Annotated in this window: 9 protein-coding genes; 4 read left to right on the top strand and 5 right to left on the bottom strand. The window is 41.1% G+C overall.

Annotated features, from left to right (window positions below):
* Window positions 1–1,001 precede the first annotated feature (1,001 nt).
* Together ACUM5Y_RS04225 and ACUM5Y_RS04220 are read left to right on the top strand one after the other, a co-directional pair.
* Window positions 1,002–3,029, top strand: coding sequence for an acyltransferase family protein (locus ACUM5Y_RS04225; RefSeq protein WP_445975605.1), 2,028 nt, complete (start codon window positions 1,002–1,004; stop codon window positions 3,027–3,029).
* 1,395 nt (window positions 3,030–4,424) lie between these two features.
* A complete protein-coding gene (locus ACUM5Y_RS04220; protein ID WP_445975604.1) occupies window positions 4,425–6,452 on the top strand; it encodes an acyltransferase family protein in 2,028 nt (675 codons plus the stop codon).
* Between the two features lie 268 nt (window positions 6,453–6,720).
* Here the strand turns inward: ACUM5Y_RS04220 and tsaC are convergent, their stop codons facing one another.
* The 5 genes from tsaC to glnA all read right to left on the bottom strand — a co-directional run bounded on the left by tsaC (window position 6,721) and on the right by glnA (window position 12,051).
* Window positions 6,721–7,278: an L-threonylcarbamoyladenylate synthase type 1 TsaC gene (gene tsaC / locus ACUM5Y_RS04215; protein WP_445975603.1), complete on the bottom strand. Its 558-nt coding sequence runs from the start codon at window positions 7,276–7,278 to the stop codon at window positions 6,721–6,723.
* A gap of 108 nt (window positions 7,279–7,386) precedes the next feature.
* On the bottom strand, window positions 7,387–7,767 hold the full coding sequence (locus tag ACUM5Y_RS04210; RefSeq protein WP_445975602.1) for a DUF3461 family protein: 381 nt from the start codon (window positions 7,765–7,767) through the stop codon (window positions 7,387–7,389).
* Window positions 7,768–7,922: 155 nt separating this feature from the next.
* Complete coding sequence (gene ntrC / locus ACUM5Y_RS04205) at window positions 7,923–9,356, bottom strand: nitrogen regulation protein NR(I) (RefSeq protein WP_445975601.1); 1,434 nt, start codon at window positions 9,354–9,356, stop codon at window positions 7,923–7,925.
* A complete protein-coding gene (gene glnL, locus ACUM5Y_RS04200; RefSeq protein ID WP_445975600.1) occupies window positions 9,353–10,438 on the bottom strand; it encodes a nitrogen regulation protein NR(II) in 1,086 nt (361 codons plus the stop codon). Before glnL ends, ntrC begins: the two co-directional genes overlap by 4 nt.
* 206 nt (window positions 10,439–10,644) lie before the next feature.
* Window positions 10,645–12,051, bottom strand: coding sequence for a glutamate--ammonia ligase (glnA, locus tag ACUM5Y_RS04195; protein ID WP_445975599.1), 1,407 nt, complete (start codon window positions 12,049–12,051; stop codon window positions 10,645–10,647).
* A gap of 331 nt (window positions 12,052–12,382) precedes the next feature.
* Between glnA and thiI the strand changes: the two genes are divergently transcribed.
* Both thiI and typA read left to right on the top strand, forming a co-directional pair.
* Window positions 12,383–13,834: a tRNA uracil 4-sulfurtransferase ThiI gene (gene thiI, locus ACUM5Y_RS04190; RefSeq protein WP_445975598.1), complete on the top strand. Its 1,452-nt coding sequence runs from the start codon at window positions 12,383–12,385 to the stop codon at window positions 13,832–13,834.
* Window positions 13,835–14,081: 247 nt separating this feature from the next.
* Window positions 14,082–15,902 carry a translational GTPase TypA gene (typA, locus tag ACUM5Y_RS04185; protein ID WP_445975597.1) on the top strand — a complete coding sequence of 607 codons (1,821 nt, stop codon included), beginning with the start codon at window positions 14,082–14,084 and terminating at the stop codon, window positions 15,900–15,902.
* Window positions 15,903–15,946 lie beyond the last annotated feature (44 nt).

Genomic DNA, 15,946 nt, shown 5'->3' with positions numbered 1-15,946 from the left:
ACTTTCTTGGTCTGTAGGTTTAGTGACCTTTTAACCCTTGCAATCACTTCATTATTTCGCGCAGTAAGATCAGTCACCTTAGGGATATATTACCTTAGCAGACCTTTAAATCGTTTATCTAGGCTTCGCTCCAAAGAAGCATAGGGGTTTTCAAATACGTATCGGCCTTTAGTTTTTGAGTGATGCTTTCAAGGGCTAAAACTCTACGCTGTTGTCTACGGTAATCATAGGCACATGATGACGATAGTTCTACAGCATAGCACCAACAGCTCGTTATATCTCTTTAGCACTTTTCTTGGGTGCTTTACGGGATTAAGTACATATTACAATTCCGCTTAACTAAGCTAAGAATCACTCCAGTATCTTTTTTACCTAAAATGGTATCGGTTATCGTTATGTCGTATATGCTTGTATAGCTTTTTACCTTGACACTTGTCTCTTTGCACATAGTCATAAATCTGTTTTGCCTGACAGGTAAGCCTATTAAGTGGCTTGCGCTTGATATTCGTTCTGGGCTCCACTTTAGCACTATACCAAACTCAACATAATCGATGGTATTTTGTGATATCTGGCTTTTCACAGCATAGTGTCTTTGATGCTGCGTGGCCTTGTGTTCATAAGCTCGATTAGTGACAAGAGGCTTTAACGAATGACTGATATTGAGTTGCCTGTTAATCTTCCTGTAACTTAAATGTTGGCTCAGATACGCCTGAATTTCGCTTCATTGTCCTTCGATCCACTGCTTATAGCTCATGGTAATGTTCTAATTGTCTGTCGACGTTAGGATACCAATTATGAGCAGTTAATTTCTTGCCATTGACTCAACCATAAGTAGTATAATTGTTATCTTAATTCACGTTCATTAGGCGAAATCAAAATTTATGCTTGTAAAAGTTCCATGTGTCCTGAATTTTTTATGCCGACTATGATCTGTTTTTATTAAAATATGTGATTAAGACAAAACTAGAGATTGGGATAATTTTATTATTTAAGGTTAAAATTTGAATTACAGGAAAGAGATTGATGGTTTAAGGGCTATCGCAGTTATTTCAGTTATTATATATCACGCTAATATGGAAGTGTTTGGGAGGGTTTTATTTAAGGGAGGTTTCTTTGGGGTTGATATTTTTTTTGTTTTATCAGGATACCTTATTACTGGTATTATTCGAGAAAGTTTTAGAAAAAAATCTTTTTCGTTTACTAGCTTCTACTGGAGAAGAGTGAAGCGAATCATACCTGCAATGATAGTGATGCTTTTAGTGGTTTCTGTGTTTGCATATTTCTTTCTGTTACCAAGTGATTATGTTAAGTATTCAGAACAGCTTAAGTCTTCATTATATTTTGGTTCTAATTTTTATTTTTTTGGTGAGGATAGTTATACATCTGATTTAAGTATGTATAAGGTATTGCTACATACTTGGAGTTTATCTTTGGAATGGCAGTTTTATTTGCTTTTTCCTGTGATTGTGTTTTTTATAAGAAAAAAAATAGATAGTTTTTTGCTTCCTTTTTTAGTGTTTTTATCTATGTTTTCTTTTTTATATTCCAATATTATTGTAAGGTCATATCCAGACTTGGCATTCTATTTGTTGCCAGCCCGATCGTGGGAGTTTACGGTTGGGGGTATTATTACTTTTATAGACAGGAAGAATATTTTAGGATCAAATGCCATTTACCGTTTTGCTCCAAAAGTCGGTTTGTCATTAATATTTCTAAGTATATTTTTCATCGATCACCAGGCTCCTCACCCCTCATTCATTACGTTAATACCAATTTTAGGTACACTTTTGATTATAGCTTACTCTCATCATAATGAGTTTATTGGTAAGTTACTATCATTAAAGCCGATCGTTTATATAGGGTTAATATCATATTCTCTTTACCTATGGCACAATCCGATATTTGTATTTTTCCGGTTTCTTGAGAATGAAAAGTTCAATATAGTACAGTTATCTAGCCTGTTGGTATTGACCTTAGGTGTATCAATAGGGTCTTATCACTATGTTGAAGTTTATTTTAGAAAAAAATTGAAGCCGAAAATTGTTTTAATAACTCTTACAGTCTGTGTTGTAATGTCATTTATTTATTCGGAAGTGATAGTAAGAGGTGAAGGTTTAAAGTATAGGCTTACAGAAAAACAAAATGAGGTATACCAAGACTATCATAGTGTAGAGTATGGTCGATTGGAGAACCCCCATTATTTAGGAAGGAGCGCGCGAGAAGAAGAGTTTATTGCTATGTGTAATAATAGAACTGTAGATACTAGCTGTAAGTTTGGTAATTCGAAATGGGTTCTAATTGGGGATAGCCACGCAGGTCAATTGGGTTATGCCTTAAAAGAAAAATTGGACAGTCGTGATGATGGAATGCTGACCTTAACTGCTTCAACTTGTCCTTTTGTCTCACCGGAAATGTGGTTTGGTAGATTTCCTGGATGTTCAATAATAAATAAAGATCGGATGGATTTAATATCTAATTTCAAATCACCGAAGAATTTTATTTTAGCTGCAAATTACAGATTGTTATCGAATCCAAAGAAAAATATCCCAGGCTTAGTAGGTGAAAGTTTAAGTAGATATTCAGGAGGTAAAAAATTACCTAAGGAGGTTGCTTGGAGTAGTTATGTTAAAAATATAAAATCACTGCTTGATATGGGTCATACAGTATATTTAATACACCCGGTACCTGCTTCAGATGTTGATGTTAAAAAATTAATGCTTAGAAAAATTTACCGATCAGAATTTGATTATAAAACTCTTTACTCTGATTATATGAACTATAATAAAGTTAAAGTGTTATCTAAGAAGTTGGAAAATTTATTACCTAGTAATAAAAGATTGATTAATATATATCCCCATAAAGTTTTTTGTGAAAATAAGCTCGGATGTAAAGTAGTAGATCCTAATGGTGGTTTGTATAATCAGGGTTCACATTTGAGTAATCATGGTGCTCATAAGGTTTTAGATCGTGTTTTTTCTGATTATGATAAAATTTCAAGTAGTGATCAGACAATATCTAACCACTTATAATTAATATTGATAAGTTTAAAATTTGTTGGTGATTTGATGAAAGCCGCTGAACTTGTCGACATGTGGTTATGGTGAATGGTGAAATTCGTATGTCGGTCAGTGGTGATGAACTATTGCTTAACCCTGAAGTGCGTGAGGCATATTTAGGAGGCCACTAAGTTTTTTAGAGCTGTTTTATAACTTGAAAACGCGACCTTGTGTTTATTCACAGGGTCGCGTTTTTTTGCAATGTGCATAACCTGCTCAGTTCTACACAGCTTTTGATGTAGGGGTTAAGTAATTATTTGAAGTGGATATAGTAAAAATCGAATTCAACTTCAAAGTTCGCTACAACCTAAATTATGCTACGATTTGTACTTCATTGAACACAGTCGCAGTTATTTATAGCGAGGCACTTTCTTGGTCTGTAGGTTTCGTGACCTTTTAACCCTTGCAATCACTTCATTATTTCGCGCAGTAAGATCAGTCACCTTAGGGATATATTACCTTAGCAGACCTTTAAATCGTTTATCTATGCTTCGCTCCCAAGAAGCATAAGGGTTTTCAAAATACGTATCGGCCTTTAGTTTTTGAGTGATGCTTTCAAGGGCTAAAACTCTACGCTGTTGTCTACGGTAATCATAGGCACATGATGACGATAGTTCTACAGCATAGCACCAACAGCTCGTTATATCTCTTTAGCACTTTTCTTGGGTGCTTTACGAGATTAAGTACATATTACAATTCCGCTTAACTAAGCTAAGAATCACTCCAGTATCTTTTTTACCTAAAATGGTATCGGTTATCGTTATGTCGTATATGCTTGTATAGCTTTTTACCTTGACACTTGTCTCTTTGCACATAGTCATAAATCTGTTTTGCCTGACAGGTAAGCCTATTAAGTGGCTTGCGCTTGATATTCGTTCTGGGTTCCACTTTAGCACTATACCAAACTCAACATAATCGATGGTATTTTGTGATATCTGGCTTTTCACAGCATAGTGTCTTTGATGCTGCGTGGCCTTGTGTTCATAAGCTCGATTAGTGACAAGAGGCTTTAACGAATGACTGATATTGAGTTGCCTGTTAATCTTCCTGTAACTTAAATGTTGGCTCAGATACGCCTGAATTTCGCTTCATTGTCCTTCGATCCACTGCTTATAGCTCATGGTAATGTTCTAATTGTCTGTCGACGTTAGGATACCAATTATGAGCAGTTAATTTCTTGCCATTGACTCAACCATAAGTAGTATAATTGTTATCTTAATTCACGTTCATTAGGCGAAATCAAAATTTATGCTTGTAAAAGTTCCATGTGTCCTGAATTTTTTATGCCGACTATGATCTGTTTTTTTTAAAATATGTGATTAAGACAAAACTAGAGATTGGGATAATTTTATTATTTAAGGTTAAAATTTGAATTACAGGAAAGAGATTGATGGTTTAAGGGCTATCGCAGTTATTTCAGTTATTATATATCACGCTAATATGGAAGTGTTTGGGAGGGTTTTATTTAAGGGAGGTTTCTTTGGGGTTGATATTTTTTTTGTTTTATCAGGATACCTTATTACTGGTATTATTCGAGAAAGTTTTAGAAAAAAATCTTTTTCGTTTACTAGCTTCTACTGGAGAAGAGTGAAGCGAATCATACCTGCAATGATAGTGATGCTTTTATTGGTTTCTGTGTTTGCATATTTCTTTCTGTTACCAAGTGATTATGTTAAGTATTCAGGACAGCTTAAGTCTTCATTATATTTTGGTTCTAATTTTTATTTTTTTGGTGAGGATAGTTATACATCTGATTTAAGTATGTATAAGGTATTGCTACATACTTGGAGTTTATCTTTGGAATGGCAGTTTTATTTGCTTTTTCCTGTGATTGTGTTTTTTATAAGAAAAAAAATAGATAGTTTTTTGCTTCCTTTTTTAGTGTTTTTATCTATGTTTTCTTTTTTATATTCCAATATTATTGTAAGGTCATATCCAGACTTGGCATTCTATTTGTTGCCAGCCCGATCGTGGGAGTTTACGGTTGGGGGTATTATTACTTTTATAGACAGGAAGAATATTTTAGGATCAAATGCCATTTACCGTTTTGCTCCAAAATTCGGTTTGTCATTAATATTTCTAAGTATATTTTTCATCGATCACCAGGCTCCTCACCCCTCATTCATTACGTTAATACCAATTTTAGGTACACTTTTGATTATAGCTTACTCTCATCATAATGAGTTTATTGGTAAGTTACTATCATTAAAGCCGATCGTTTATATAGGGTTAATATCATATTCTCTTTACCTATGGCACAATCCGATATTTGTATTTTTCCGGTTTCTTGAGAATGAAAAGTTCAATATAGTACAGTTATCTAGCCTGTTGGTATTGACCTTAGGTGTATCAATAGGGTCTTATCACTATGTTGAAGTTTATTTTAGAAAAAAATTGAAGCCGAAAATTTTTTTAATAACTCTTACAGTCTGTGTTGTAATGTTATTTATTTATTCGGAAGTGATAGTAAGAGGTGAAGGTTTAAAGTATAGGCTTACAGAAAAACAAAATGAGGTATACCAAGACTATCATAGTGTAGAGTATGGTCGATTGGAGAACCCTCATTATTTAGGAAGGAGCGCGCGAAAAGAAGAATTTATTGCTAAGTGTAATAATAGAACTGTAGATACTAGCTGTAAGTTTGGTAACTCGAAATGGGTTCTAATTGGGGATAGCCACGCTGGTCAATTGGGTTATGCCTTAAAAGAAAAATTGGACAGTCGTGATGATGGAATGCTGACCTTAACAGCTTCAGCTTGCCCTTTTGTCTCACCGGAAATGTGGTTTCGTAGATTTCCTGGTTGTTCAATAATAAATAAAGATCGGATGGATTTAATATCTAATTTCAAATCGCCGAAGAATTTTATTTTAGCTGCAAATTACAGATTGTTATCGAAATCAAAGAAAAATATCCCAGAGTTAGTGGGGGAAAATATGGGGAATTATTCAGGGGGAAAGAAATTACCCAAAGAGGTCGCGTGGAGTAGTTATATTGAAAATATAAAAGTACTACTTGATATGGGTCATACAGTATATTTAATACACCCGGTACCTGCTTCAGATGTTGATGTTAAAAAATTAATGCTTAGAAAAATTTACCGATCAGAATTTGATTATAAAACTTTTTACTCTGATTATGTGAACTATAATAAAGTTAAAGTGTTATCCAAGAAGTTGGAAGATTTATTACCTAGTGATGAAAGATTGATTAATATATATCCCCATAAAGTTTTTTGTGAAAATAAGCTCGGATGTAAAGTAGTAGATCCTAATGGTGGTTTGTATAATCAGGGTTCACATTTGAGTAATCATGGTGCTCATAAGGTTTTAGATCGTGTTTTTTCTGATTATGATAAAATTTCAAGTAGTGATCAGACAATATCTAACCACTTATAATTAATATTGATAAGTTTAAAATTTGTTGGTGATTTGATTAAAGCTGCTGAACTTGTCGACATGTGGTTATGGTGGATGGTGAAATTCGTATGTCGGTCAGTGGTGATGAACTATTGCTTAACCCTGAAGTGCGTGAGGCATATTTAGGAGGCCACTAAGTTTTTTAGAGCTGTTTTATGATCAAAAACGCGACCTTGTGTTTATTCACAGGGTCGCGTTTTTTTTGCAATGTGCATAACCTGCTCAGTTCTGCACAGCTTTTGATGGCTTAATCGCGGAACAGCTTGCCGTTAAGAAGGTCGAGTATTTGCGAAGGTTGACCAGCATCGCCCAACGGTGCATCAAAAATAGCGTCAATTTGGTCGCCGAAATACTCTGTGAGCTGCTGTTGGGTCAAGGCGGGATCTAGGCCTGCTGGGTTGGCGGAAGTCGAGACAATGACACCATTAAAGGCTTGGCAGATACGTTGTACACCCGTGTGCTGAGAAAGGCGAATGGCAACACTTTGGTGCTCGCCGCGCACCCAGCTTGGGGTGATCTTGGTATCTGGCACTATCCAAGAGGTAGGGCGTTCGGTTTGGCTTAACAAGCGTGTCGCAGCCTCGCTATCTAAGGTGTCTACCCATGGCTGTAGATGGCTTGGGTGGCCGCCAATGAGGATCAGTCCTTTGGCTTCTGGACGAGATTTTAACGTCAGTATCCGACGTACTGCACTTTCATTAAAAGGATCGCAGCCTAAGCCCCATACGGCTTCAGTTGGATAGGCGATAACCGCTCCTTGCTTAAGGAGTTTAGCGAGTTCGAATTCACAGCGAATAAGTTGCATAGGGAAATATCAGGGTAATAAATAGGTTGGCTAAGTGTGGTGCAAGTTGACCGAAAATATCTCGGCCAACCGGAAGGAATTCCTAAAATGCACCCATCACAACACAGCTTAAGAAATTGCGTTGATTTTTTCTTTGATCTCTTTGATCTTGCTGCTCATGACTTTTTCTAGGTGTTCCAGCTCAACAATCAACTCTTCTTTAGAGACTTTATCTTCAGCTTGTTTACCGACGATTTTGCTTAGCTCTTCTGTTGCGCGTAGCACGATCAAAGAAGGCTCTTGCACTTGACGGTAAGTCTGTTGACCACCATCCGCTAAAACAGTTTTAGTGGAACGACCGAATTTGAATTTTTTGCTTTTTGGTAATAGAGAGCCTTTTTCACGACGGTAATAAACTTTTAATACATCGTGACCACCTTCGTAGCGCAAGGTGAATTTTTCAATGTCTTGGATACTAGTGATGCCCATGGATTCGAGCGTTGGATACATAATAATTCCCTACTTTATGTTGATGAGTTGATAGACATTTATTAGTAGGGGATTGTTTGGCTAAATGCAAGCCCCAAAGGCCAACAAGCTGCGAATATATCTCACAATAAATGAGTGAGTATAGGGTTTCGGCTTATTGGCCTAGGCTAGGCGTATTACTCGTCGTCTTGCTCTGAGTGATCTATGTTGAGCTCTTTGATTTTGCGTGTGAGGGTGTTGCGCCCCCAACCAAGCAATAACGAAGCATCGCGACGGCGTCCGCCAGTATGAGCTAGAGCCGTTTCAATCATGATGCGTTCAAACTTAGGCACAGCTTGTTCCAAAATGCCTTTTTGACCCGATGCCAAACTGCTGTCTACCCAGTTTTTCAGGGCTTCTTCCCAAGAGTTAAACGGCTGCTCACTTGGTGGTGTCGACAAGAGTTCAGGTGGTAAATCTTCCACCAGTACTTCACGACCAGATGCCATGACGATTAACCAGCGACAGGTGTTTTCTAGTTGTCTTACGTTACCCGGCCAATCCAGTTGAGTTAGGTAGGCCTCTGTTTCTTTGGTTAACACTTTAGGCTCAACCGCTAATTCTTCTGCCGCACGGCTGAGGAAGTGACGCGCCAACTTGGCGATGTCTTCACGACGTTCCGCAAGTTTCGGTAAGTGAATGCGGATAACATTCAAACGATGGAATAAATCCTCACGGAACGAGCCGTTTTGCACCAAGCCTTCAAGGTTTTGGTGGGTTGCAGCAATAATGCGTACATCCACTTTGACAGGGGTGTGACCGCCCACGCGATAAAATTCACCGTCCGCTAAAACACGTAACAAACGTGTTTGAGTTTCCGCTGGCATATCACCAATTTCATCTAAAAATAGTGTACCGCCGTTGGCCTGTTCAAAGCGCCCGCGGCGTTGGGTGTTGGCGCCAGTAAAAGCGCCTTTCTCATGGCCGAATAATTCCGACTCGATCAAATCGTGTGGAATCGCCGCCATATTCAGGGCGATAAATGGGTTGGCCGCTCGTGGACTATGGGTATGCAGAGCTTGGGCAACCAATTCTTTACCGGTACCTGATTCACCGTTAATCAGTACTGTAATGTTGGAGTTGGCTAAGCGGCCGATGGCGCGAAACACCTCTTGCATGGCTGGTGCTTCACCTATGATCTCTTTGTCGGCTTCCACTTCAAGTTCGATGGCGGCCGCTTCTGGATCTGGACGCGAGTTGCGGTGATGCAACATGGCACGCTTCACTAGGCTGACAGCATCTTCTACATCAAATGGCTTTGGTAGATATTCAAATGCGCCACCTTGATAAGAGGCCACTGCACTTTCTAGGTCGGAGTGCGCCGTCATGATAATCACCGGTAAATAAGGGTGATCTTTTTGGAGTTTATTCAGCAGTGTTAAACCATCCATGCCCGGCATGCGAATATCACTAATGATGGCGCTAGGTTGGTCCTTGGCTAACATGCTAACGAGGTTTTCGGCAGAATCGAACAGCTTACACTGAATGCCTTCTTGTTCTAGGGTTTTCTCTAGCACCCAACGGATAGAGCGATCGTCATCTACGATCCATACAGTGTCTTCTGGTGTCATGGGTTTGTCTCCTGAGCGGTGGCTTTCGTCTCAATAGGTATTAAGATGTTAAATTCGGTGGATTTAGCGTTGCTGTTGCATTCGATGATGCCTTCATGTTGGTGGACAACAGATTGAGAAATGGACAATCCCAGTCCTGTACCGTCGGCACGTCCGCTAACCATTGGGTAAAATAAGGTTTTCAAAATATGGGGTGGAATGCCCGGGCCGTTGTCGATAATGCTGATCTTGCACACTAGACGATGGCGGCTAGCCCCTATGGTAAATTGGCGCAAGGCACGGGTAACAATGCGTATTTCTTTGTAGTCGTTCGGATTTCCTTCAAGCAAGGCTTGCATAGCATTGCGTGTAACATTAAGAAGAGCTTGGATGAGCTGAGACTCGTCTCCCACAATGTCTGGAATACTTGGGTCATAGTCACGGATAATTTCGATTTTACCGTCCGACTCCACCAAGATTAGTTGGCGAACCCGTTCAATCACCTTGTGGATATTGAGCGGTTTGTTTTTCGGTAACTGTCGCGGTCCTAATAGACGATCCACTAGATCCCGCAGGCGATCGGATTCTTCAATAATTACTTGGGTGTAATCGTTAAGCGCTTCGTCGGTAAAGGCGCGGCTGATCAACTGGGCGGCACCACGAATACCGCCTAGTGGGTTTTTGATTTCATGGGCAAGGCCGCGAACCAGTTCTTTACTGCTTTGGTGATTGGCAATGAGTTCACCTTCTTGGAAGATGCGCTTCATTCTGTCTCTAGGGTAGAACTCAATCAATAAGCTTTCGGCTAGGTGGGCGCTGCCTAAAACAGGGGTCACCGTGTAATCACAAAACAGTTTTTTGCCATTAATGCGCACCACTTCCGCTTCACGCTTGGTGAAGGGGTAGCCTGTTTCCAAGGCATTACGCAGAGCATCAAGACTACTGTCGTCATCGCTGAAAGCGCTACTGACACTTTGTCCGTATATGCGGCGACGGCTAATCGCCAATAAAATCTCTGCGGCCGGATTAAGGTATACAATTTCGAGTTGCTGATTGATCTGAATAACAGCAGTCGACAAATGGTCAATTAATAAACTATGCACGGTGAGCCTCTCTAGTGATCCTATCTAACTGCAAAAAACGAACCAACATTGGGCAATTTGAAAGCGCCTATTTGTCTAGGTAGATCAGGATTGGGTCAGGAATGATTGCTCTATTTTGGTGCGACTGTCTAGTGTTGTTTATTTTAGGGCAAAAAAAAGCCCCGATATGAATCGAGGCCTTTTAGAGTTTTTAGTGCTATGAAAACTTATACGCTGTAGTAAAGTTCGAATTCTACAGGGTGAGTTGTCATAGAAACGCGCTGAGCATCGCCAGACTTAAGGTCGATGTAAGCATCGATCATTTCGTCAGTGAATACACCGCCTTCTGTTAGGAATGCGCGGTCTTCGCTTAGAGATTTCAGAGCTTCTTCTAGGCTTGAAGCAACTGTTGGGATTGCCAACGCTTCTTCTGCTGGAAGATCGTACAAATCTTTGTCTGCAGCATCGCCAGGGTGGATCTTGTTCTTGATACCGTCAAGACCAGCCATCAACATAGATGCGAAAGCTAGGTATGGGTTAGCGGTTGGATCAGGGAAACGTGCTTCGATACGCTTGCCTTTAGGGCTCGCAACGTAAGGAATACGGATAGAAGCAGAACGGTTACGAGCAGAGTATGCCAACATAACTGGTGCTTCGAAACCTGGAACAAGACGCTTGTAAGAGTTAGTTGAAGCGTTAGTGAACGCGTTCAATGCTTTAGCGTGCTTGATGATACCACCGATGTAGTAAAGCGCTGTTTCAGAAAGGCCTGCGTATTGGTCACCAGCAAATTGGTTAACGCCGTCTTTCCAGAAAGATTGGTGAACGTGCATACCAGAACCGTTATCGCCAACGATTGGTTTCGGCATGAAAGTCGCTGTTTTGCCGTAAGCGTGAGCAACGTTGTGTACACAGTACTTCATTACTTGTACTTCGTCGGCTTTCTTAACTAGAGTGTTGAATTTAACACCGATTTCGTTCTGACCAGCTGTTGCTACTTCGTGGTGATGAACCTCGATTGTTTGGCCCATTGCTTCGATAGCGTTACACATAGCGCCACGTAGGTCATGGTGAGAATCAACTGGTGGTACTGGGAAGTAACCGCCTTTAACGAATGGACGGTGACCCATGTTACCGCCTTCGATAGACTTGTTAGAAGACCATGCTGCTTCTTCAGAGTTGATCTCTACAGAACAACCAGACATGTCTGCTTTCCATTTAACATCGTCAAAGATGAAGAATTCTGGCTCTGGGCCGAAGAATGCTGTGTCACCTAGACCTGTAGACTTCAAGAACTCTTCTGCGCGCAATGCAACAGAGCGTGGGTCACGGTCGTAGCCTTGCATAGTTGCAGGTTCGATGATGTTACAACGAACAATAACAGTCACTTCTTCAGTGAAAGGATCTAATAGAGCCGTTTCAGGCTGAGGCATCATGATCATGTCAGATTCGTTAATGCCTTTCCAACCAGCGATAGAAGAACCGTCAAACATTTGACCAGTTTCAAAAAATTCTTCATCTACAGAAGCTGCTGGGATAGTTACATGCTGTTCTTTACCTTTAAAATCGGTAAAACGAAGGTCTACCCACTTCGCTTCGTGCTCAGCAATCAAGGCAAGGGTCATGTTTGACATAATTGTTCTCCAATGAAATAAGTAAAATTACTTTCGTTAAATAGAGTGCTTCACTAAGAAGCGCAATTTGGGTTTTATAAAGCATTTCCTGTGCCAGAAATCTGTGCGGACAAATATTCTTTTAAATAACAACAAGATAAAAGCTTTTCGCAAAAGGCTTTGCTTTTTTAAAGAGCATAACTCAATCCAATATCACATAAAGTGAATCTTTTTGGTGCGTATAATGTTGTTTTGTTCTTTTGTGGTGCGTTAATTATTGTTTTCGCCTAGGCGGACTTTTCTTTATACTTGCGCCTCCTTAATCCCCAACTGGTTGCCACGCAAATCCGCTATGAAATTTATTGTTAAATTCTTCTCTGAAATCACTATTAAAAGTCGCCCTGTACGTAAAGCGTTCGTGAAACAGCTACGTCACAATATTCGCTTGGTGTTGCGAAAGTATGATGACGATGTAAAGGTCACAGGGAACTGGGACTTCATTGAAATACATTCAGAGCGAGATGAATTGCGTGATGAGTTTATTGAAGCCATTTCAAACATTGCGGGTATTGCTCATTTTCAATACGTGCGTGAATTCCCCTTTGTCAGCCTAGACGATATTGTTGACCAAGCCGTGGTGTCTTACGGTGAGCAAATTAAGGGCGCCGTGTTTGCGGTACGAGTGAAACGTGTCGGCCAACATAACTTTAGTTCAGTGGAGGCCGAGCGTTACGTTGGCGGTTGCTTGAAGGCCCGCTGTGAAGCACTTGCTGTGCGCTTAAAAGACCCTGAAGTCTTGGTGCCGATCGATATTCGTGATGACCGCGTATGGATGATTGAACAACGCATAGAAGGCTTAGGTGGCTACCCGATTGGCTCACAAGACTCAGTATTGTCCTTGATGTCTGGTGGTTATGATTCTACCGTGAGCTCCTATCTAACCATGAGCCGTGGTTTGAAAACCCATTTTTGCTTTTTCAACCTTGGTGGCGATGCCCACGAAATTGGTGTGAAGCAGGTCTCTAACTATATTTGGGAAAAGTACGGCTCGGCCATCAATGTAAAATTCATTACTGTGCCTTTTGAAGAAGTCGTGGGTGAAATCCTGACCAAGGTCGATAACGCGGAAATGGGCGTGATCTTAAAGCGCATGATGCTACGTGCGGCTTCGCAAGTGATGGAAGGTGTGGGGGCGAAAGCACTGGTCACCGGTGAAAGTGTCGCTCAGGTATCGAGCCAAACCCTGATCAACCTAAAGGTGATTGATCAGGTCACTGAAGAATTGGTCATTCGTCCTCTTATTACCACCAACAAACAAGATATTATCGATACTGCGGTAAAAATTGGTACGGCGCCGTTTGCGGCCAGCATGCCAGAGTTTTGTGGGGTGATTTCGGTTAAGCCAACCACTCGTGCGAAAATGCACCGTGTCGATAAGCAAGAAGCCAATTTTGACTTTGCTGTGTTGGACAAAGCTGTAGCAGAAGCAAAGGTCATGTCTATCCAGAACGTGATGGACGATGTGGAAAAGCAATACCAAGGGGAAGTGCCGGTTGTGCGCATGCCAGTGGGCGAAGAGATCATTATCGATATTCGTCACCCAGATGAAGCGGCTAATCGCCCACTTAAAGTAAGTGGTCGTCCAGTCAAAGTGATTCCGTTTTTTGCTTTATCATCGAATTGGCAAGATCTCGATCCGAACGTGCCGCACCTTTTGTACTGTGGCAAAGGCGTCATGAGCCGAATTCATGCCTCCTACTTATTAGGTAAAGGGCACACAAATGTGGGCATCTACCTCCCTTAGAAAATAATTTTAACGGGTAGCAGGACTGTCTTATTGTCGTGCTACCCTTTCTAAAAATGTCGCAATTACCCTGAGCTGAATATTATTTGTGTGATTTTTTTGATCACTTTAATGGGATATTCATCAATATAAGGGTACAATTGCGCGAATTTTACCCCGCAGCAAGATTTTGACGCGCTTGAAGGCATAACCGCCCAAGGCAAGCGGCGGTATATCTTTTTGCTCACGCCTATGCAGAGAACTATAAATGTCTAATGATATCAGTAAGTTACGTAACGTAGCGATTATTGCTCACGTTGACCATGGTAAAACTACTTTGGTTGACCAGCTATTAAGCCAGTCAGGAACACTTGACCGTAAAGATGAGGGTGCAGAACGCATCATGGACTCTAACGATCAAGAAAAAGAGCGCGGCATCACCATTTTGGCGAAAAACACCGCCATTAAATGGAATGATTACCGTATCAACATCGTAGACACACCTGGACACGCCGACTTCGGTGGTGAGGTTGAGCGTGTATTGTCTATGGTTGACTCTGTATTGTTGTTGGTTGATGCGGTTGATGGCCCAATGCCTCAAACTCGTTTCGTAACCTCTAAAGCCTTCGAACGTGGCTTGCGTCCAATTGTTGTTATCAACAAAATTGACCGCCCAGGCGCACGTCCTGATTGGGTAATGGACCAAGTATTTGACTTGTTCGATAGCCTAGGCGCAAACGAAGAGCAATTAGACTTCCCTGTTATTTACGCCTCTGCGATCAATGGTATTTCGGGTAACGACCCAGAAGAAATGGCAGAAGACATGACGCCGCTTTACCAAATGATCGTTGACAGTGTACCTGTGCCAGACGTTGACCCAGAAGGTACCTTCCAAATGCAGGTTTCTGCATTGGATTACGATAGCTACGTAGGTGTAATCGGTGTTGGCCGTATCACTCGTGGTACTTTGTCGCCTAACCAACAAGTAGTTGTAAAATCTGCAGATGGTAAAGAGCGTAAAGGTAAAGTGCTAAACGTTAAGGGCTACCATGGTCTACAACGTGTTGACACAAACAAAGCAACAGCGGGTGATATCGTATGTATTAACGGTATCGACGGTCTAAGTATCTCTGATACTTTGTGTGACCCAACTTGCGTTGAATCATTGCCTGTTCTAACAGTAGATGAGCCAACGGTAAGCATGACTTTCATTGTTAACGATTCTCCGTTCGCAGGTAAAGAAGGTAAGTACGTAACTACTCGTAACATCAAAGACCGTCTAGACCAAGAGCTTATCCACAACGTAGCATTGCGTGTTAAGCAAGGTGACACACCAGACAAGTTCATCGTATCTGGTCGTGGTGAATTGCACCTTTCTGTATTGATCGAAACCATGCGTCGCGAAGGCTTCGAGATGGGTGTATCTCGTCCTGAAGTAGTACAAAAAATTGTTGACGGCAAAGTACAAGAACCATTCGAACAAGTGGTTATCGACGTAGAAGAACAGCACCAAGGTTCTATCATGGAAGAGCTTGGCTTGCGTAAAGCTGAACTTACTAACATGGAGCCAGATGGTAAAGGCCGTGTACGCCTTGAGTTCGTTGTACCTTCTCGTGGCTTGATCGGTTTCCGTGGCTTGTTCCTAACATTGACGTCTGGTTCAGGCATCATGACCAGCGTATTCGACCACTACGGCCCTGTGAAAGATGGTGAAGTAAGTAGCCGTCAGAACGGTGTATTGGTAAGTATGCTAACAGGTAAAACAGCCGCTTACGCTTTGTACAACCTACAAAGCCGTGGTCGTATGTTCCTAGGCCATGCGGTAGACATTTACGAAGGTCAGATCATCGGTATTCACTCACGTGATAACGATCTAGCGGTTAACCCTGTTAAAGGTAAGCAGCTGACTAACGTACGTGCTTCTGGTACAGACGAAGCGTTGACTTTGACGCCACCAATTCGTCACACTCTTGAGCAAGCGCTTGAGTTTATCGAAGACGATGAGTTGGTTGAAGTAACACCAGAAAGCATCCGTATTCGTAAGAAACTATTGACTGAAAACGAGCGTAAACGCGCTGGTCGTAAGTAAGCTAATCTGTAAACAGAGCAGCAGCAAATAGACCTGCGTCATGC

Source organism: Marinomonas dokdonensis, assembly GCF_052747885.1.
This window is presented reverse-complemented; position numbering and strand designations above follow the sequence as displayed.

Bases quoted from the DNA above. Each gene is read 5' to 3' on its own strand.
- tsaC (WP_445975603.1), bottom strand. From the start codon at position 7,278: ATGCAACTTATTCGCTGTGAATTCGAACTCGCTAAACTCCTTAAGCAA.
- ntrC (WP_445975601.1), bottom strand. From the start codon at position 9,356: ATGACACCAGAAGACACTGTATGGATCGTAGATGACGATCGCTCTATC.
- glnA (WP_445975599.1), bottom strand. From the start codon at position 12,051: ATGTCAAACATGACCCTTGCCTTGATTGCTGAGCACGAAGCGAAGTGG.
- thiI (WP_445975598.1), top strand. From the start codon at position 12,383: ATGAAATTTATTGTTAAATTCTTCTCTGAAATCACTATTAAAAGTCGC.
- ACUM5Y_RS04210 (WP_445975602.1), bottom strand. From the start codon at position 7,767: ATGTATCCAACGCTCGAATCCATGGGCATCACTAGTATCCAAGACATT.
- typA (WP_445975597.1), top strand. From the start codon at position 14,082: ATGTCTAATGATATCAGTAAGTTACGTAACGTAGCGATTATTGCTCAC.